General features: G+C 64.1%; 20 protein-coding genes. 14 read left to right on the top strand and 6 right to left on the bottom strand.

Features of this window, described 5'->3' with window-relative positions:
- Positions 1–137 precede the first annotated feature (137 nt).
- From XaFJ1_RS13580 to XaFJ1_RS13565, 4 genes are all read left to right on the top strand, one after another.
- The gene (locus XaFJ1_RS13580) at positions 138–1109 is read left to right on the top strand and encodes an aldo/keto reductase (RefSeq protein WP_012917250.1); all 972 of its coding nucleotides are present in this window, start codon (positions 138–140) and stop codon (positions 1107–1109) included.
- Positions 1110–1296: 187 nt separating this feature from the next.
- Entirely contained in the window at positions 1297–1497 is a 201-nt protein-coding gene (gene hemP / locus XaFJ1_RS13575; protein WP_012917249.1) for a hemin uptake protein HemP, read from the top strand.
- Positions 1498–1638: 141 nt separating this feature from the next.
- Positions 1639–3837 carry a TonB-dependent hemoglobin/transferrin/lactoferrin family receptor gene (locus tag XaFJ1_RS13570; RefSeq protein WP_012917248.1) on the top strand — a complete coding sequence of 733 codons (2199 nt, stop codon included), beginning with the start codon at positions 1639–1641 and terminating at the stop codon, positions 3835–3837.
- Positions 3838–3938: 101 nt separating this feature from the next.
- Positions 3939–4874 carry a DUF6607 family protein gene (locus XaFJ1_RS13565; RefSeq protein ID WP_012917247.1) on the top strand — a complete coding sequence of 312 codons (936 nt, stop codon included), beginning with the start codon at positions 3939–3941 and terminating at the stop codon, positions 4872–4874.
- 30 nt (positions 4875–4904) lie between these two features.
- Here the strand turns inward: XaFJ1_RS13565 and XaFJ1_RS13560 are convergent, their stop codons facing one another.
- Together XaFJ1_RS13560 and XaFJ1_RS13555 are read right to left on the bottom strand one after the other, a co-directional pair.
- Positions 4905–7388, bottom strand: a complete 2484-nt coding sequence (locus XaFJ1_RS13560; protein WP_012917246.1) for an ABC transporter permease — start codon at positions 7386–7388, stop codon at positions 4905–4907.
- Positions 7385–7987, bottom strand: coding sequence for an ABC transporter ATP-binding protein (locus XaFJ1_RS13555; RefSeq protein ID WP_045757407.1), 603 nt, complete (start codon positions 7985–7987; stop codon positions 7385–7387). Before XaFJ1_RS13555 ends, XaFJ1_RS13560 begins: the two co-directional genes overlap by 4 nt.
- Positions 7988–8118: 131 nt before the next feature.
- On the opposite strand from XaFJ1_RS13555, the gene XaFJ1_RS13550 reads away from it, so the two are divergent.
- The 10 genes from XaFJ1_RS13550 (at position 8119) to XaFJ1_RS13510 (ending at position 15073) form a co-directional block, all read left to right on the top strand.
- Positions 8119–8778, top strand: a complete 660-nt coding sequence (locus tag XaFJ1_RS13550; protein WP_045757406.1) for an arylesterase — start codon at positions 8119–8121, stop codon at positions 8776–8778.
- Between the two features lie 95 nt (positions 8779–8873).
- A complete protein-coding gene (locus XaFJ1_RS13545) occupies positions 8874–9587 on the top strand; it encodes a response regulator transcription factor (protein WP_012917243.1) in 714 nt (237 codons plus the stop codon).
- Positions 9588–9695: 108 nt separating this feature from the next.
- Positions 9696–10976 (top strand): sensor histidine kinase, encoded by a 1281-nt coding sequence (locus XaFJ1_RS13540; protein WP_045757405.1) that lies wholly within the window; start codon positions 9696–9698, stop codon positions 10974–10976.
- Positions 10977–11012: 36 nt separating this feature from the next.
- Entirely contained in the window at positions 11013–11309 is a 297-nt protein-coding gene (locus XaFJ1_RS15825; RefSeq protein WP_162596417.1) for a hypothetical protein, read from the top strand.
- Entirely contained in the window at positions 11212–11592 is a 381-nt protein-coding gene (locus XaFJ1_RS13535; protein ID WP_012917241.1) for a diacylglycerol kinase, read from the top strand. The genes XaFJ1_RS15825 and XaFJ1_RS13535 overlap by 98 nt, the downstream gene beginning before the upstream one ends.
- A 39-nt stretch (positions 11593–11631) precedes the next feature.
- Complete coding sequence (locus XaFJ1_RS13530; RefSeq protein ID WP_012917240.1) at positions 11632–12378, top strand: TerC family protein; 747 nt, start codon at positions 11632–11634, stop codon at positions 12376–12378.
- Positions 12379–12559: 181 nt separating this feature from the next.
- Positions 12560–13438 carry a prolipoprotein diacylglyceryl transferase gene (lgt, locus tag XaFJ1_RS13525; RefSeq protein WP_012917239.1) on the top strand — a complete coding sequence of 293 codons (879 nt, stop codon included), beginning with the start codon at positions 12560–12562 and terminating at the stop codon, positions 13436–13438.
- Positions 13435–14229: a thymidylate synthase gene (locus XaFJ1_RS13520; RefSeq protein WP_012917238.1), complete on the top strand. Its 795-nt coding sequence runs from the start codon at positions 13435–13437 to the stop codon at positions 14227–14229. Before lgt ends, XaFJ1_RS13520 begins: the two co-directional genes overlap by 4 nt.
- Positions 14226–14576 carry a hypothetical protein gene (locus tag XaFJ1_RS13515; RefSeq protein ID WP_045757027.1) on the top strand — a complete coding sequence of 117 codons (351 nt, stop codon included), beginning with the start codon at positions 14226–14228 and terminating at the stop codon, positions 14574–14576. Before XaFJ1_RS13520 ends, XaFJ1_RS13515 begins: the two co-directional genes overlap by 4 nt.
- Entirely contained in the window at positions 14564–15073 is a 510-nt protein-coding gene (locus XaFJ1_RS13510; protein ID WP_012917237.1) for a dihydrofolate reductase, read from the top strand. Before XaFJ1_RS13515 ends, XaFJ1_RS13510 begins: the two co-directional genes overlap by 13 nt.
- Positions 15074–15094: 21 nt before the next feature.
- On the opposite strand, the gene XaFJ1_RS13505 is transcribed toward XaFJ1_RS13510, so the two are convergent.
- The 4 genes from XaFJ1_RS13505 to pdxA all read right to left on the bottom strand — a co-directional run bounded on the left by XaFJ1_RS13505 (position 15095) and on the right by pdxA (position 18483).
- Positions 15095–16006, bottom strand: a complete 912-nt coding sequence (locus XaFJ1_RS13505) for a symmetrical bis(5'-nucleosyl)-tetraphosphatase (RefSeq protein ID WP_012917236.1) — start codon at positions 16004–16006, stop codon at positions 15095–15097.
- 10 nt (positions 16007–16016) lie between these two features.
- Positions 16017–16400, bottom strand: a complete 384-nt coding sequence (gene apaG, locus XaFJ1_RS13500; RefSeq protein WP_012917235.1) for a Co2+/Mg2+ efflux protein ApaG — start codon at positions 16398–16400, stop codon at positions 16017–16019.
- Positions 16401–16493: 93 nt separating this feature from the next.
- Entirely contained in the window at positions 16494–17288 is a 795-nt protein-coding gene (gene rsmA, locus XaFJ1_RS13495) for a 16S rRNA (adenine(1518)-N(6)/adenine(1519)-N(6))-dimethyltransferase RsmA (protein WP_012917234.1), read from the bottom strand.
- A gap of 220 nt (positions 17289–17508) precedes the next feature.
- Entirely contained in the window at positions 17509–18483 is a 975-nt protein-coding gene (pdxA, locus tag XaFJ1_RS13490) for a 4-hydroxythreonine-4-phosphate dehydrogenase PdxA (protein WP_012917233.1), read from the bottom strand.
- Between the last annotated feature and the right edge of the window lie 2 nt (positions 18484–18485).

Genomic DNA, 18485 nt, shown 5'->3' with positions numbered 1-18485 from the left:
CAAGGCGCGTTGTTTTCAGCGCACGCCTTGTCGCAACGCGCTTCAACTGGCTTGGCACTCATTTCGATGTCGATCGCTCTAGACTGTGTAACCGTCCACCGGCCGTATAAGGGGCCGACATCGCAGGAGGAATTGCCATGCTTTACCGTCGTCTTGGTAGTACGGGGTTGCAGCTGTCGGCGCTGTCGTTCGGTGCCTGGATTAACTTCGGCGGAGAGGCAGGCCGCGACGAAGCTCGCGATTTGATCGCCGCCGCCTGGGATCACGGGGTCAATTTTTTCGATAACGCCGAGGTTTACGCGCACGGTCGCGCCGAACAGGTGATGGGTGATGTGATCGCCGACCTGCGCCTGCCCCGCGATGGTTACTGTGTGTCCAGCAAGGTCTACTTCGGTGCAGTCGAGGCGCCGCGTCCGACTCAGCGCGGCTTATCGCGCAAGCACATCACTGACGCCTGCCATGCCGCGCTCAAACGTCTGCGGGTGGATTATCTGGACTTGTACTACTGTCACCGCCCCGATCTGGACACCCCGGTTGAGGAAACCGTGCGCGCGATGGACGCGTTGATCCGGCAGGGCAAGGTGTTGTATTGGGGCACCTCCGAATGGCCGGCCGAGCGCATCCGCGAAGCGGCGCAGGTGGCGCGCGCGCTTGGCTTGCACGCGCCGTCGATGGAGCAGCCGCAGTACAACCTGCTGCATCGTCAGCGCGTGGAGCAAGAGTACGCGCCGCTCTATGCCGAACTCGGTCTGGGCACCACGATCTGGTCGCCGTTGGCTTCGGGGTTGCTGACAGGCAAGTACAACGACGGGATCGATCCGGCCTCGCGGCTGGGGCAGGACCGCAACGCCTGGTTGCAACAGGAAGTGATCGGACCGCCGGCGCAGCGCCGGGTCGCGCGCGCGCGCGCCTTCACCGCGCTGGCCGCCGCCGAGGGCGTGGCCCCGGCGGTGTTGGCGATTGCCTGGTGTTTGCGTCACCCGCATGTGTCCACGGTGATCCTCGGCGCCAGCCGGGTCGCGCAATTGCTGGAAAATTTCAGTGCGCTGGACTGGGCCGGACGCGAGGATGCGGCTTTGTGGGAGAGGGTCGAGGCTGCCCTGGAGTGAGCATGGGCATGGGGGGGGGGGGGGGGCGCCTTGCGCCCGTCCGAGCGCGAATGCTGGCGATTCAATTTGCTTTAACTTTCAAAATTGAGATTTCGATTTTTAATTTGAATTATTTTAATGAGGATGGATCTTGATTGGCAACTGAGAATCATTATCATTGGATCGACCCTTTGGAAGGAGTTCGACTATGACCGCCCAACCCGTTTTGCTACGTCGTCCCGAGATCCTGAGCCTGCCCGAACGTGTGCTGTCGCGCGCGATGCCAGTCGACGCACCTGTCACGAGCCAGTCGCTGCTCAACGGCCGCCGTGAAGTGCTGATCCAGCACGGCGACCGCATCTATCGCCTGCGTCATACCAGTAACGACAAACTCATTCTGACCAAGTGATGTCCGTCCGGCTGCGTTGGACGTCTTCTCTGCGTCCATCGCGTCGGCTACGCAGCCGCGATCTTCCTCGCCTCCTCTCTACGCTGCACCGCGCGGCCTTGTGCCGCGTTGGCGCAGGTCCTTTGCGAAACCGATGACGTCATGTTCCGTACCGTTGCGCTAACCAGCGCGCTATGGCTGGCTCTCAATGGCGATGCGCACGCCGCTTCCGATTCCGCCGCGGTGAATGCGACCCCGCGCGACTTGGACCGCCTGCAAGTCACGGCCACGCGCACCCAGCGCGCGATCGTGGACGTGCCGGGCAGCGTCGATGTGATCGACCGTGAGCAAATGGACCAGACAATGGTGCATGACCTGAAGGATCTGCTGCGTTACACCCCGGGCGTGTCCGCGACCGTCAACAGTGGTCGCTTCAGCGGCATCGGCGGCATCCGCATTCGTGGCCTGGACGGAAATCGGGTGTTGATCCTGACCGACGGCGTCCCGGTCTCGGACAGCTTCAGCTTCGGCAGTTATCTCAACGCCAACCGCAATGGCGTGGACATGGAGATGCTCAAGCGGGTGGAGATCGTGCGTGGCCCGGCCAGCGCGTTGTATGGTTCGGATGCGCTCGGCGGCGTGGTCGCCTACGTCACCAAGGATCCGGCCGACTACCTGGCAGCGGACAAGGATCACGACGTTTGGCTGAAATCCGGTTACGAAAGCGAGTGGAAGGGGGTCTTCGCCAGCGCGTTGCTTGCCGAAGGCGGTGAGCGCTGGAGCGGCCTGGTCACAGTCAGCCACCGCCAGGGCCAGGAAAGCGAGAATCAGGGCGGCAATCGCAGCATTGGCGCCGCGCGCACCGCGCCCAATCCGCTCGATCGCGACGGCCGCAGTCTGCTCGGCAAACTGGTGTATAGGCCCAGCGCCAATCAGCGGTTCAAGCTGACCGTGGACGCCAACGAGGACAATGCGCGGATCGATGCGCTGAGCAATGTCGGTGCCAACATCCTGTCCCAACGCGGACGCGATCACCAGACCCGCGTGCGGGTGTCGCTGGCCCACGAGGCCGAACAGCTCGATCGCGCGTTCGTCGACGATCTGCAGTGGCAGTTGTATCGCCAGGACAGCCGGAGCCTGCAGCGCACCGACGAACACCGCAGCAACGGTACGCTGCGGCACATGCAACACGATTTCGATCAGCGCATGTCCGGGCTGCAGGCCAACCTGCACAAGCAGGTGGATCGCGGCAGCATTGTGCACGACATCAGCTACGGCATCGACCTGTTGCAGACCGATACGCGCGAAGAGCGCGACGGCCAGACGCAGAACTTGCGCACCGGCGCCATCAGCAAGACCGTGGGCATAGAGACGCTCCCTGTGCGCGATTTCCCGATGACCACGACGCTCAAGGCCGGCGCCTACATGCAGGATGAAATGCGTCTGGCCGATGGCCGTTTCAGTCTGATTCCGGCGCTGCGCGCGGACTATTATCGGCTTTCACCACAGATGGATACGATCTTCGCGACCGGTAATCCCGCAGTGGCGGTGAAGAAAATCGGTACAACCAACGTCTCGCCTAAGCTCGGTGCAGTCTGGCGCCTGGACGATGCCTGGTCGGTGTTCGCCGATTACGCGCATGGCTTTCGTGCACCGCCCTATAACGATGTCAATATCGGCTTCACTAATCTGATGGTCGGTTATACCGCGATCGCCAATCCGGACCTGAAGCCGGAGACGAGCAAGGGTATCGAACTGGGCGTGCGTTATGTCAGCGATGTCGGCTATTTCGGTCTGAGCCGCTATCGCAACGACTATCGCAACTTTATCCAGTCATACAGTTTCGTCGGCTTTAATGCCGATGGCCTGATGTTGTACCAGTCGCGCAATGTTGATCGCGTCGCAATCGACGGTGTGGAAGCCAAGGCCGGGATCGATGCCGGCGCTTTCGATCCGCGCTGGGCTGGCTGGTCGCTGCGTGCCAGCGCCGCCTATGCACGCGGTGACAACAAGACCGACGACGCGCCGCTCAACTCGGTGGAGCCGCTGCGCGGCGTGCTTGGGTTGGCGTACGAGCGCGATGCTTGGGGCGCGCAACTTGTCGGCACTGTTGTGGCGAAGAAGCACCGGCCGCAGTCGCCGACCTACTACACGCCGTCAGGCTACGCGACGCTGGACTTGCTCGCGCACTGGGCCATCACGCCCGGCGCGCGGCTCAATGTCGGCGTGTTCAACGTGACGGATCGCCGCTATATCGACTGGGACATGCTGCCCAGCGCAACGTTGGCTAACAGCACCGTGCTGGATCGTTACACCGGGGCCGGGCGCAACCTGTCGATCAGCCTAGCGTTGGATTGGTAGCGGGGGATGCATACGGCCTCGTTCCCTGGCACTGGCAGCGGCTGCGCCTGTGACCGGCGCGTTTTCTCTTCCTCCACCACGACCCGACCACACACCATACGATGAACGCAACGTATCCGCTCCCGCTCCTGCTGCTTGTCAGCACCGTTCCCGCCCACGCCGAGGACGCCGCGCCGATGCGCGACCGCGCCAGTATCCTGGCGATGCAGGGCGAATACTCAGTAAATTTTGCCTTCGACGAGACAGTGTTGCTGCAACCCGGTTACAAACGCGCGCCGCCGCAGCGCAGCGGTGGCGACGAACTGGTGGTCGTAGTCGAGGACAGCCCACGCAAGGTGGTATTGCAACATCTGCTGGTAGACACCAAGAGCGGTCACGTGACCAAGCACTGGCGCCAGGAGTGGATCTACGAAGCGTCGCAGCGCTTCGAATTCAGCGCCGAGCAGACATGGCAGGTGCGCCCGCTCGCCGCAGCGGCGACGCGCGGCGCGTGGACCCAGTGCGTGTACGAGGTCAGCGATGCGCCACGCTACTGCGGCACCGGGCGCTGGGACTATGCAGACGGCCATCCGACCTGGACCAGCGACCTGAGTTGGCGGCCCTTGCCGCGCCGCGAATACACCAAACGCAGCGACTACAGTGCGCTGATGGTGGTTAACCGTCACACGCTGACCCCGGCTGGCTGGACCCACGAACAGTTCAACACCAAGGTCAGGCGTATGCCGGACGGAAGCCAGCACGACATTGCGCGCGAGTTCGGCTTCAATGACTACGTCAAGACAAAGGACGTCGATTTCGCGCCGGCCTATGCCTACTGGAAGGCGACGCGGGACTACTGGGCCAGGGTGCGCGTGCGTTGGGACAAATGGCTCGGCACCGGGCCGGGTGTGCATCTGAAAACCGGGCGCGACGGCATGGCGATGATCGTGCCGCTGTTCGCGCAGGCCGAGACCGTGCAGCAGGGCAAGCCGGTGACCGATGCGCAGATCGACGCGGTGTTCGCGCAATGGGTTGAACCCGCGCCGACCACGCGCTGAGCGCACACCCGGCGTCAGCGCCGGTCGCGTTCATTGCTCGCGTAGTGCCAAGGCCGGCGGCGTGCGCAAGATGCCCCGCGTCCCTGACCAGCCGGCGAGCAGGCTCAATGCCACACCGCCGAGGCCGCCGAGCAGCAGTGCTGGCCATGGCGGCATCAGGGTCAGCTCGAAGGCTTGCCGGGCGACTACCACGCCGATGATCGCCGCCGCGCCGACCGCCAGGAGCGCGGCGATCAGGCCGAGTGCGCCGAATTCCACCAGGACCGCGCCGCGCAGTTGCCCACGACGTGCACCCAGCGTGCGTAATACCGCGCTGTCGTAGCGGCGCTCGCCAGCGGTCGCCTGTAATGCTGACAACAGCACCAAGGTGCCGGCCAGCAGGCTGAAACCCATGACCACTTGCACGGCCTGCGCCACGCGATCGATGACCTCCCGCACTCGTTGCAGAATTGCATCGATGTCCAGTAACGACACGTTCGGGTATGTGCGGCTGAGGATGCTCAGTTTGACTGCGGAAGTGCGTGACAGATGGAACGCGCAGATCAGGTTGTACGGCGCATCCTGCACTGCACCGGCGTTGAGCAGCAGGAAGAAGTTGGCTCGGAACGAATCCCAGTTGGCCTTGCGCACGCTGGTCACCGTGAAGCTGCGCTGCTGCTCGCCGAGCAACAAGGTGATGCGATCGCCGAGTCGCAGGTCGTAGCGCCGAGCCCAGGCTTCTTCCACCGATGCCTCGGCCGCAGTGCTGCTCGCGCTCCAAAAGCGGCCTGACAACAAACGGTTGGCGGGTGGGAACTGGTGTCGCCAGGAGAAGTTGATTGGACGGTCGGCGGTATCGCCGTCGTCGTCTGGCCCTTGCGTGTGGCGTTGTGGCGGCTTGCCGTTGATCGCTACCAGTTTGCCGGTGCTCAATGGCTCCGCCGTCGGATCGGCGATGCCGAGTCCGCGTAGGGTGGCGAGCACTTGCTCGGTTTGTTCCGGCTGGATGTTCATCAGGAAATAATTCGGTGTGTTCGCTGGCAAGCGCTCACGCCATTGTCCGAGCAGGCCGGGTCCGATCACCGCCAGCAACAGCAAGGCGCACAACGACAGCGACAGGCCCACCAATTGCACCACGCTCAACGCGCGGCGTCGGGTCAGCGCTGCCAGGCCCAGTTTCCAGGGACCACGCAGGCGCGACTGCAATCGCCGCAGTAACGCCAGCAGCACGCTGCCGAGCAAGGCAGCGAGCGTCGCCAACAGGCTCAGTCCGCCCAGGACCCATGCCGCCAGCGCGCCGTCGCCGGTGGCGTAGACCGCCAGCGCCACGGTGGCGACCAGAGCGGCGCTATAGACCAGCAGCGAGGTTGGCGGCAGGGCGGCGAAGCTACGGTTGAGCACGCGCATCGGCGGCACGCCGCGTAAGCGCAACAGCGGCGGCAGGCCGAAGCCGAGCAATAGCAACAGGCCGATGCCGGCGCCGCTCAGTGCCGGTGCCGCGTGCGGCAGCGGCAGCCGGTCGGGGATCAGGTTGCCCAGTGCTGCGACCAAACCGAGTTGTGTCAGCATGCCCAGACCCACGCCGAGCGCGCAGGCCGGAATCGCCAGCAGCAGCAATTGCAGTGCCAATGCGCCGAGAATGTCGCGCTGGCGCGCGCCCAGGCAGCGGAGTATCGCTACGCTGTCGATGCGCTGCAGCGCGAAACGGTTGGCGGCCAGCGCCGTGGCGACGCCGGCCAATAGCACCGCCAGCAATGCCGTTAGCGCCAGGAAGCGTCCGGCGCGGTCGAAGGTGCCGCGTATGCCGCGCTGGCTGTCTTCGATCCCGATCAGGCGCAATGCCTTGGCGCGCGGTGCCAGCCATGCACGCAGGGCGGCGATCTCCTTCGCAGGGCCGATGAACATCAACCGGTAGGAGGCGCGGCTGCCGGGGCCGAGTAGGCCGGCGGCATCGATGTCGGCACGGTTCACCAGCAGTGGCGGCGACAGTTGCATCAACTCGCCGGAAGCGTCCGGTTCGGCGCGCAAAACCCGGGTGACGCGCACGCTGCCGGCACCCAATTCCAGCGCATCCCCGAGCCGCAGGCCCAGTGCATCGAGCAGGCGCGGATCTGCATAGGCCTGGCCGCGCGGAGGCGGTCCGGCGGTTTCGCTATCGGTACTGGCGCGCTCGCGCGCCACCCGCAGTTCCCCGCGCAAGGGATAACTGTCGCTCACTGCCTTGATGGTGGCCATCTGGCTGGCGTCGCCATGGAACAGCACGCTCGGGAAGCTGACCACCCGGGTGCTACGCAGGCCACGGCGCTGCGCCTCCTGGGCGAAAGCGGCGGGAATGTCCTGGCGTCCGCTGACCCCGAGATCTCCGCCGATCACCTCCGCCGCGCTTGCGGTCAGTGCCAGGGTGACGCGGTCGACCAGTGTGCCGACTGCGGTCATCACCGCTACCCCCAACACCAGGGCGGCGAACACGGTCAGCAGGTCGCCGGCGAACAACTCGCGACGTAGGGCGCGTGTGGCATGGCGCAGCAGGTTCATGCGCCGGGCGCCGTGTCGGCGACGCGCAAGCGGCCACCGTCGAGCCGGTAGCGATGCGCGCAGCGCTGCGCCAGGCGCAGGTCGTGGGTCACCAGCACCAGCGTGGTGTCGTTGCTGGCGTTGAGCGCGAACAGTAGGTCGCTGATCTGCTGTCCGGTGGCTTGGTCGAGGCTGCCGGTGGGTTCATCGGCGAACAGAATCCGCGGCCGCGCCACGAACGCGCGCGCCAGCGCCACGCGCTGCTGCTCGCCGCCGGACAACTGCCGTGGATAGTGTTTGGCGCGCGCGCTCAGGCCAACCGCCTCCAGCACCTCGCGGACCCGTACCGGCTCTTCGCGTCCGGCCAGTTCCAGCGGCAGCGCGATATTTTCCGCCGCCGTCAGCGACGGTAGCAGGTGGAAACTCTGGAACACGAAGCCGACCGCGCGTGCGCGCAGCGCGGCCCGCGCTTCCTCGTCGAGAGCGTTGAGGGGCTGCCCAGCGAGCAAAATTTCGCCGCGCGTGGGCAGGTCCAGACCGGCGAGCAGGCCGAGCAGGGTCGTCTTGCCGGAGCCGGATGCACCGACGATGGCGACACTGTCGCCTTCACCGATGGTCAATCCGACCTTGTCGAGAATGTGGACCGTGCCCTCCGGTCCGCTGACGGATTTGCCGACATCGCGCACATCGATGGCGATGCCGGTGCGGGGAGTGGGGGTGGTCTGACTGTCGATGAGGGAATCTCCGAATGATGCGTGGCGATGCGACGAGAAGGAGGTTGGTCTGGATGCGTAGTGTCTGGCTGTGGCTGGCATGGTGTGTGCTGCTGCCCATCATCGCCTGTGCCAAAGATGCCATGGGACCGGTGCTGGTGGTTGGCGATAGCCTAAGCGCCGCGCACAATATCCCGGCCGAATCTGGCTGGGTGGCGCTGTTGGACAAGCGCATGCATCAGCAACTGCGGACACCGCCAGTGGTGGTCAATGCAAGTATCAGTGGCGAGACCTCCTCCGGTGCGTTGACCAGATTGCCGACCCTGCTGCAGAAGTATCAGCCCTCGGTGGTGGTCATCGAACTCGGTGGCAACGACGCGCTGCGGGGCCTCGCGCCCGCAGAGTTACGCGCCAACTTGGAGCGAATGATCGTGTTGAGCCGTCGTGCCGGCGCGAAGGTCTTGCTGCTGGGCATCGATGTACCGCCGAACTATGGGCCGGCGTATCGCCAGCGGCTGCGCGCGGTCTACGCCGATCTGGCCGCACAGTACCGGACCGGGCTGTTGCCGTTCCTGCTGGAGGGGGTGGCACTGCATCCGACGCTGATGCAGGACGATGGGTTGCATCCCACCGCCGCCGCTCAGCCGAAGGTTCTGGATAACGTATGGTCAAAACTCAAGTCATTGATTAATAAGTAGATTTTTTCGATTCCGAATGAATCGCAACGATCTTCACACTGTCACCACCTCGCATCGATCATGTTTCACAAAGCTGAAGAATAGGGGATGGGGTTATGCGTCAGAACAAGGAAACATCAGGGCTTGTCTTGGTCGTTGAGGACAACCGCAACATTTCCGAGATGATCGGTGAGTATTTAGAAGGGCGCGGATTCGAAGTGGATTACGCCTGCGATGGTTTGGATGGCTACCGCCTTGCGGCGGAGAACAGCTACGACGTGGTCGTGCTGGATCTGATGCTGCCGCGTCTGGACGGCATCGAGGTGTGTCGCCGCTTGCGCAACGATGCGCGCAAGTCCACCCCGGTGCTGATGCTGACCGCGCGCGATACGCTCGACGATAAACTTACCGGTCTTGGCTTTGGTGCAGACGATTACCTGACCAAGCCGTTCGCCATCCAAGAATTGGAGGCGCGCTTGCGCGCGTTGATCCGTCGCGAGCGTCGTCAGGTCGGTGCGGAAGTGCTGAAAGTGGCGGATCTGGTGCTGGATCCAGTGAGCATGCGTGCCACCCGCGCCGGTAGCGAATTGCAGTTGTCGCCGATTGGCCTGCGCCTGCTGACCATTTTGATGCGCGAATCGCCGCGTGTGGTCACACGCCAAGAGATTGAGCGTGAGATCTGGGGCAATGGTTTGCCCGATTCGGACACGCTGCGCAGTCATCTGTACAACCTGCGCAAAATCATCGACAAACCCTTCGACCGCCCGCTGCTGCACACCGTGCAGAGTGCCGGCTACCGCATCGCCGACATCGCCCAACCGATGAGTTGAGCCTGCGGCTGATCGTGGCGTGCAAGCGGCCCCAGTGGATGGGGCCGCTTGCACGAAGGGCTCACGATCACTCTTTCTATAATCGCGGCAATGATCATGGACGCTGCAATGCCGCACAGTTTATCGCGTAAATTCCGCTTGCCCCCGATCGCCCGCGTCCTGTTCGCGGGCTGTGTCCTCGCGCTCGCCAGTTATCTGGTGGTGGTGATTGTGCAGTATTCGTTGGTCGGCTCGATCCTGCACGAGGAAGCACGCCATTACTGGCAATTGCGCGCGCAACTGCCGCAACAGCCGCCGCCGGACAGCCATAGCCTGCGCGGTTACCTGGTGCCGCCCGGACAGTTGGACATTGGCGTGCCGGCCAGCTTGCGCACCTTGGCGCCTGGTATGCACGTGGATCGTCCCGGCGGCGAAATTGTGTTGGTCGACCAGACGCCGGCCGGACGCCTGTATCTGGTGTTCATGCGTGCGCAAGTGCAACGCCTCATATTCTGGTTCGGGGTCGTGCCGGTTGTGTTGATCCTAGTCGCGGTGTTGCTGTTTGCCTGGCTGACCTGGCGTGCCTCCCGGCGTTTGCTGTCGCCAGTGATCTGGCTGGCGCGTCATGTCTCGCAATGGGATCCGCGTTATCCGGTCGCCGCCGAGTTGGCGCCGGAAAATCTGCCGGCCGAGGTACAGGGCGAGTCGCGGCAATTGGCCCTGGCGCTGCATGCGCTGGCGCAACGCGTCACGGAGCATGTCGCGCGCGAGCACAATTTCACCCGCGACGCGAGCCACGAATTGCGTACGCCGCTGACGGTGATCCGCGTCGCCACCGACATCGCGATGACCGATCCCGACTTGCCGCCACGCTTGAATCGCAGCTTGCAACGCATTCAGCGCGCCGGGCGCGACATGGAAGCGGTGATCGATGCATTTTTGATCCTGGCGCGCGAAGCGGATGTTGTGCCGCAGAGCGAGACCTTCGAGGTCGCCGACGTGATCGAATACGAGATCGAGAATGCGCGCGAGTTGCTGAGCGGCAAGCCGGTTGCGCTGAGCGTGCGTGTGCTTGCCCCTGTGCGCTTGCATGCGCCGCCACGGGTGTTGCACGTGGTCATGAGCAACCTGCTGCGCAACGCTTGCAGCTACACCGATGCCGGTCGCATCGAAGTGGAGGTCGCAGAAGACCGGATCAGCATCCGCGATACCGGCATCGGTATGTCAGACGACGCGTTGCAGCGTGCCTTCGAGCCATTCTTCCGCGCCGAGTCAGATCGGCCGCAGGGAACTGGGCTTGGCTTGTCGATTGTGCATCGGTTGTGTGACCGCTTTGGCTGGCGGGTCGGGCTGGAAAGCGCCGAGGGCGGTGGCATCACCGCCACGGTGTGTTTCGATCCGGCCAAGTGAGCGCTGCGTCCGACGGTCGTTGCGGTTCCAGCGTTGATGGCACAAGATCAACCGCAGCTTATTCGCGAATGGAAGATCATGCTGCAGCTGCCGCAGGCGGGGAAATCCACCATGCGCTCGGCGCAGGAGCGCGGCTTATGGCAAAATCGGCGCGTACCCGGCTTCGCCATTGCCCATGACCGTTCTCCTCCGGCCTTCGTCGTTGCATCCGCATTGCGCAGGGCTGCGCTGAGCCATGGCCGACCAATTCGGGCACGTGCCGCGTGGACCGCGTCGTATGTTGATGGCGACGCGCTGGTCGTTGCAGGGCTTGCGTGCGGCTTGGCTGCATGAGTCCTCGTTCCGCCTGGAAGTGTGCCTGTGCGTGCTGCTGGCGCCATTGGCGCTGTGGTTGGGGCAGGGGCCGGTGCAGCAGATCTTGATGATCGGCTCGCTGCTGCTGGTGCTGGCGGTGGAGTTGCTCAATTCCGCGATCGAGGCGGTGATCGAGCGCTACGGTCCGGAACATCACGAACTGGCCGGTCGGGCCAAGGACATGGGCTCGGCGGCGGTGTTCCTGATGTTGGGCAATGCGGTGCTGTGCTGGGGGTTGATCCTGCTGCCGCGCATGCTGTGATTCTTCCCGGTCTTCTCCATCGTCAAAGGATGTGCCCGCATGGCCCTTGAATTCCTCGCCGATCCCAACACCTGGGTCACGCTGCTGACGTTGAGCGCGTTGGAAATCGTGCTGGGCATCGACAACCTGGTGTTCATCTCCATTGCGGTGGGCAAGTTGCCGCAGGCCCAGCGTCCGGGTGCGCGCAGGTTCGGCATCGCGTTGGCGTGCCTGACCCGCATCGCGTTGCTGGTGTCGTTGGCGTTCCTGGCGCGGATGCAGGGCGAACTGTTCAGCGTTGCCGGCATGGGCATTTCGATCCGCGACTTGGTATTGATCCTCGGCGGCCTGTTCCTGCTGGTGAAGGGAAGTATGGAGATCCGCGAGTTGATCGTCGGTAGCGAGGAGGCCGATCCCGGCACCGGCAAGGCGTCCGCTGTGTTCTGGATGGTGATCGCGCAGATCGCGGTGATCGACATCGTGTTCTCGCTGGATTCGGTGATTACCGCAGTGGGCATGGCGCAGCACATTCCGGTGATGATCGCCGCGGTGTTGCTCGCGGTGGCGGTGATGCTACTGGCGGCCAATCCGTTGGGCAGCTTCATCGATGCCAACCCGACGGTGAAGATGCTGGCGTTGGCCTTCATCCTGATGATCGGCGTGGTGCTGATCCTGGACGGCTTGGACGTGCATGTGCCCAAGCCCTATATCTATGCGGCGATGGGGTTCTCGGTGCTGGTGGAATGGTTGAATCTGCTGATGCGTCGGCGCGGCGCGGCCTCCAGTAGGCACCGCGCCGGCAAGTGATGCGTCGGGCACCGCCGAATGCGGACGATATGAGATGCCTACTCGCGGTGGGTGAGTGGTTGCGCTGTGACCTGCCCGCAGATGAAGCGGTCTGTGTCGATACCCATGCCAATGGCGATGCGGTGTCGGGCGGTGTCGGTGGCAGAATAGGCAATCTTTGCCTCCCGGCTCACGTCTCCCTATGACCTATCTCCACCAGATCGATCCCATCGCTTTCTCGCTCGGCCCGGTGAAAGTGCACTGGTATGGTTTGATGTACTTGGCCGGGTTCGTATCGGCCTGGTGGCTGGGACGCAGCCGGATCCGTGCCGGGCGCCTGCCGGGCGTGGATGCTGACGGGTTCTCCGACCTGCTGTTTTACGCGATGCTCGGTGTAGTGCTGGGCGGACGCATCGGCTACATGCTGTTCTACGCGTTGCACGATGTCCTTGCCGATCCGTTGTTGGTGTTCAAGGTATGGGATGGCGGCATGAGCTTCCACGGTGGCCTGATCGGCGTACTGGTCGCCTCGGCGTGGTGGACGCGCAAGGCGCGCCTGCATTTCTTCGACACCATGGATTTCATCGCCCCCTTGGTTCCGCTGGGGCTGGGATTCGGTCGCATCGGTAACTTCGTCGGCGGCGAGTTGTGGGGCAAGTTCACCGACGCGGGCTGGGGGGTGATCTTTCCGCGTGCGCCGGAACTGCAGTATTGGCCGATGGCACAGATTCAGGCGCAATACGCCGCCGGCGCGTTGGACAAGTTCGCGCGGCATCCCTCGCAGCTCTATGAGGCGGCGTTGGAAGGTCTGGCGATGTTCGCGGTGTTGTGGACATTCTCGATGAAGCCGCGTGCGCGTTACGCCGTGTCTGGCCTGTTCGCGCTTTTATACGGCGTATTCCGTTTCGCGGTGGAGTTCGTGCGCGTGCCGGATGCACCGATCGGCTATCTGGCGTTTCACTGGTTGACCATGGGGCAGATCTTGAGTACGCCACTGATTCTGTTCGGTCTATTCTTGTTGTGGCGCTCGCGTAGCGCACCGGTACTGCAGCCAGTGCCGCCGATGGAGGTTGCCAAATGACCCCGTATCTGGAGTTGTTGCGTCATGTGCTCACACATGGCGCGGAGAAGTCCGACCGCACCGGAACCGGTACGCGCAGCGTGTTCGGTTGGCAGATGCGCTTCGATCTCAATGCGGGCTTTCCCCTGGTCACCACCAAAAAGCTGCATCTGCGTTCGATCGTGCATGAGTTGCTGTGGTTCCTGAAAGGCGAGACCAACATCGCCTACCTCAAGGACAATAAGGTCAGCATCTGGGACGAGTGGGCCGATGCGCAGGGCGAACTCGGCCCGGTGTACGGCAAGCAGTGGCGGCGCTGGGCCGGTGCCGACGGTCGCGAAATCGACCAGATGCAGTGGCTGGTGGACGAAATCAAGCGCAATCCGGATTCGCGCCGACTGGTGGTCAGTGCCTGGAACGTGGCCGAGCTGCCGCAGATGGCGTTGATGCCGTGCCACAGTCTGTTCCAGTTCTACGTGGTCGACGGCAAACTCAGTTGCCAGTTGTACCAGCGTAGCGGCGATATTTTCCTCGGCGTGCCGTTCAATATCGCCAGCTATGCGTTGCTCACGCACATGGTGGCGCAGGCCACTGGCCTGGGCGTGGGCGATTTCGTGCATACACTGGGGGATGCGCATTTGTATTCCAACCACTTCGCGCAGGCGCGCGAGCAGTTGGCGCGCACGCCGCGGCCGTTGCCGAGGTTGCGTCTGAATCCGGCAGTCACCGATCTGTTTGCCTTCACTTACGACGACATCGCGATCGAAGGCTACGATCCGCATCCGGCGATCAAAGCGCCGGTAGCGGTATGAGTGCCGGCAAGTCACCGCGCGCCGGGCGCTCGGTTTTTGCGCAGGAAAAGTTCGCAGATCACCTAATGGCGGTCGCCACTGGTGTATCGGTCAGTCTGATCAGTGGCCTGTTGGTGCTGCCGCTCCTGGGAATTGCCAGGATGATGCTCTTTCCCGGTCAGCAGTTGACACTGGAAGGAATGCTTTTGGCAGTTTCCGCCCATCCTTTCCAGTCTTCTCTTTTCTTGGCTTTTTATTTCTTGGTCTTGATCTTCATTGAGATGGTGCGCAAGGTTGCAGCCAGGTACTACGACGAAGTCGATCGGGTTTCCAGGAGTAGTCGGGGCGCGCGTTCATGGTCGCGTTGACGCTGTTCGCGGCGATCGACAAGGCCAATGCCATCGGTCGCGACAACGACCTGCCGTGGCGGCTACCGGACGATTTGAAGCGCTTCAAAGCGTTGACTCTGGGCAAGCCAGTGCTGATGGGGCGCAAGACCGCGCAGTCGCTGGGGCGCGCACTGCCGGGGCGATTGAATCTGGTCATGACTCGATCGGGACATGTGCCGTTCGCGGACATGCAGCCTGTGGCGTCGTTGCGGGCGGCGCTCGATGCGGTCCGGGATGCCGGTGCCACGGAACTGGCGGTCATCGGCGGTGGCGATATTTTCGCCATGACGCTGCCGCTGGCCGGACGGCTGTACCTGACCCATGTCGATACGCTGGTCGATGGCGCCGACGCACATTTCCCTGCGTTCGACCCGGCGCAGTGGGAGGTGCTGGCACGGCAACCGCATCCGGTCGATGCCCGCCACGCCTTGGCGTTCGAGTTCGTCGACTACCAGCGCCGACCGAGCGCCGTGTAGGCGCCCGGCTGTGCGAAGCGATCAGTCCTGGCCCGGCGAGGGCGTGGTTGTGCTGCGTTTCTGAGGGTTACGCTGCCGCGGCGTGCTGGCGCGTGCTGCCGGTGGGGGGCCTTCGACCGCGCGCCCAGGGACTTGCACGACCTGTAGCTCCTCGCTATCCAAACGCAGTGCGGTGAGCTTGCCGCCCCAGACCGCACCGGTGTCGATGGCATGCACGCCCTGGGTGATGGTCAGGCCCAGCGCGGACCAGTGGCCGCAGACGATCTTCAGGTCGCGCTCGACCCGTCCCGGCACTTCGAACCAGGGATACAGGCCCTGTGCCTGGGTGCCGGGGGCGCCTTTTTCCTCGATGGCGATGCGACCGCGCGGAGTGCAATAGCGCGCACGGGTGAACAGGTTGATGATCGCGCGCGAACGGTCGTAGCCGGTCAGCCCCGGCGTCCATGCCGGGCGGTCGCCGTACATGTTGCGCAACAGCCTGCGGTAGCCGTTGCCGTGCAGTTGTTGCTCGACCTCGCGTGCGTGTTTTTCGGCTATGGCCGTGGTCCACTTCGGCGCGAGTCCGGCATGGATCATCATCCACCCTAGTGCGCGGTCGGCGTGCAGCAGTTTCTGCATGCGCAGCCAGGTCAGCAGTTCGTCGCGGTCTTCGGCCAGCACGATGCGCTGCAAGTCCGGGTTGACCTTGCGCTGTTCGTCCGCATTGCGTTCGCCGATCGCCAGCAGCGAGAGGTCGTGGTTGCCAAGCACCACCACGCTGTGTTCGCGCAGCGAATGCACCAAGCGCAGCGTTTCCAACGACTGCCCGCCGCGGTTGACCAGGTCGCCGCAGAACCACAGCCGGTCCAGCGCCGGATCGAAGCGAATTTTTTCCAGCAGCCGCTGGGTGATGTCGTAGCATCCCTGCAGGTCGCCGATTGCCCAGACGCTCATGCGGCCGCCATCAGTGCAGGGTCCGTGGCACGGATAACACGAATGGCGCGATTGCGGCGATAAACTGGGTGCCGTCGTCGGCTTCCATGTCGTAGTGTCCGCTCATCATGCCGTGTTCGGTTTCCAGCATGAGTCCGGAGGTGTAACGGAAATCCTCGCCGGGGCGCAGCCGCGGCTGCTCGCCGACGACCCCGTCCCCGTCCACGCGCTCGATCCGCCCGTTGCCGTCGGTGATCTCCCAGTGTCGGGCGATCAGGCGTGCGGCGATGCGGCCACGGTTACGGATGCGGATCGTGTAGGCGAACGCATAGCGCCCTTCCTCAGGTGCCGATTGGTCGACGAGGAATCGGGGCGATACTTCGACCTCGATGCGATAGGGGGCGTCATCATTCATGCTCACAGTGTAAGCAAAGCGGACGCCGGAATGGACGACCCACGCCGAGGAGCCCATCGTGAAAGGGAGGCACACCCCATTGGAGTCGCTGGCTCAGGAGAGCGGTAGATTGGCCAGCCGCACGAAATCGGCGACCGCGAGTTGCTCGGCGCGCGCGTCCGCGCGTACCCCAGCGGCCTCGAACTGCGGGGCATCGCAGACGCCGTTGAGCGCATTGCGCAGGGTCTTGCGGCGTTGCCCGAACGCGGCGCGCACCACGTCGGCGAAGCGGCGCGGATCGGCGATGCCAACCTCTTGGGCAGTCCGCGGGACCAGCCGCACCACCGCTGAATCCACTTTGGGAGGAGGGCGGAACGCACCCGGCGGTACGACGAACAGGGCGGTCACCTCGCAGTAGGCCTGCAGCATCACGCTGAGCCTGCCGTAGACCTTGCTGCCTGGCGCGGCGGCCATCCGGTCGACCACCTCTTTTTGCAGCATGAAGTGCATGTCGGTGATCGCCGCGGCATGGTCCAGGGCATGGAACAGGATCGGCGAGGAGATGTTGTAGGGCAGGTTGCCGACCAGACGGATACGGCCATCGCCGGCCATCGCGCCGAAGTCCACCGAGAGCACATCGCGGTGAAGGATGGTGAGTTCGCCGAGGTTGGCTGCGGCGGTGGTTAGTGGTTCGATCAGGTCGCGGTCGAATTCGATCACCGTCAGTTGGCCATGCCGGCGCAGCAGGGGGAAGGTGATCGCGCCCTGCCCGGGGCCGATCTCGACCAGCCGGTCGCCCGGTTTGGGATCGACCGCGCGGACGATGTTGTCGATGTAGTGGCGGTCGCTGAGGAAGTGTTGGCCGAGCGATTTCTTGGCCGGTGCGCCGAAGCCGGGAGAGGAGGTCATGGTGTGCATTTTATCGGCATGGGATGGACGATGCTGCGTGCTGGCATGATCCGCACGCTCGTCCGACGGGGCTTGGATCGCCTCCGCAGGCCATGAGCGGTATCTTTGGGCGGTTCCGCGCTGCTGCCGTGCCCGTTGTCAGCCGAGACGCGCCTTGTCCCGGATTTCCCATGGGTGTGGGCCACTCGAAGCCGAAGTGTCTACTGCAATGCAGGCACGGTTATCCATCCTGGCGCGCGGCTAGTTGCGCACACAAGGCGACTGCGGCGAACAGGCTGGATGGATCGGCAAGGCCGCGACCGGCCAGTTCCAGCGCGGTGCCGTGGTCGACCGCCACGCGCGGGTAGGGCAGGCCCAGGGTCAGATTCACCGCCTGCTCGAAACCACTGTATTTCAGCACCGGCAGCCCTTGATCGTGGTACATCGCCAGTACGGCGTCGACCTCGGTGAGCTTCTGCGGCAGGAACGCGGTATCGGCGGGCAGCGGGCCGAGCAAGCGCATGCCCTCGCCGCGCAGGGCCTCCAGCACCGGCCGCATCACGTCGATCTCCTCGTGCCCCAGATGGCCGTCCTCGCCGGCGTGTGGGTTGAGTCCGAGTACGGCGATGGTGGGCATGGCGATGCCGAACGCGCGGCGTAGCGCGGCGTGGGTGATGCGCAGGCTACGTTCCAGTAGTTCGGGGGTTAGTGCATCGGCGACTGCGCGCAGCGGTAAGTGCGTGGTGACCAGCGCCACGCGCACGATGTCGTTGGCCAGCATCATCACGACCTCGCAGCCGGCGTGCTGGGCCAGCAGTTCGGTCGTGCCGGTATAGGCGATGCCGCCTGCGTTGATCGCGGCCTTGTGTACCGGGCCGGTGACCATGCCGGCCAGTTCGCCGCGCAGGCAGGCGTCGGCGGCCTGGGTCAACGCGCCGATCACCGCGGCGGCATTGGCCGCCTCGGTACGACCGAATCGGTTGGGTAGGGTGTTGGCGACCACGCGCAGACGCAGGTCGCCGGGGGCGAGGGCGGCACTGGATTCGGGCAGCAGTTGCAGCGGCAGCGATAGCGCCGCGGCGGCGGCGCGTAGGGTGTCGGGATCGGCGAAAGCCAGCAGTTGGCAGTCGTGCCGCGGCTGTTGCGCCAGCCGCACACACAGCTCCGGGCCGATCCCGCCCGGCTCGCCTGGGACCAGCGCGAGCGAGGGGCGCATGG

Origin of the sequence: Xanthomonas albilineans (genome assembly GCF_009931595.1) — a bacterium.
Taxonomy (GTDB): Bacteria; Pseudomonadota; Gammaproteobacteria; order Xanthomonadales; family Xanthomonadaceae; genus Xanthomonas_A; species Xanthomonas_A albilineans.
Note: the sequence above shows the minus strand (reverse complement) of the source record. Positions and strands in the feature narration are given on the sequence as shown.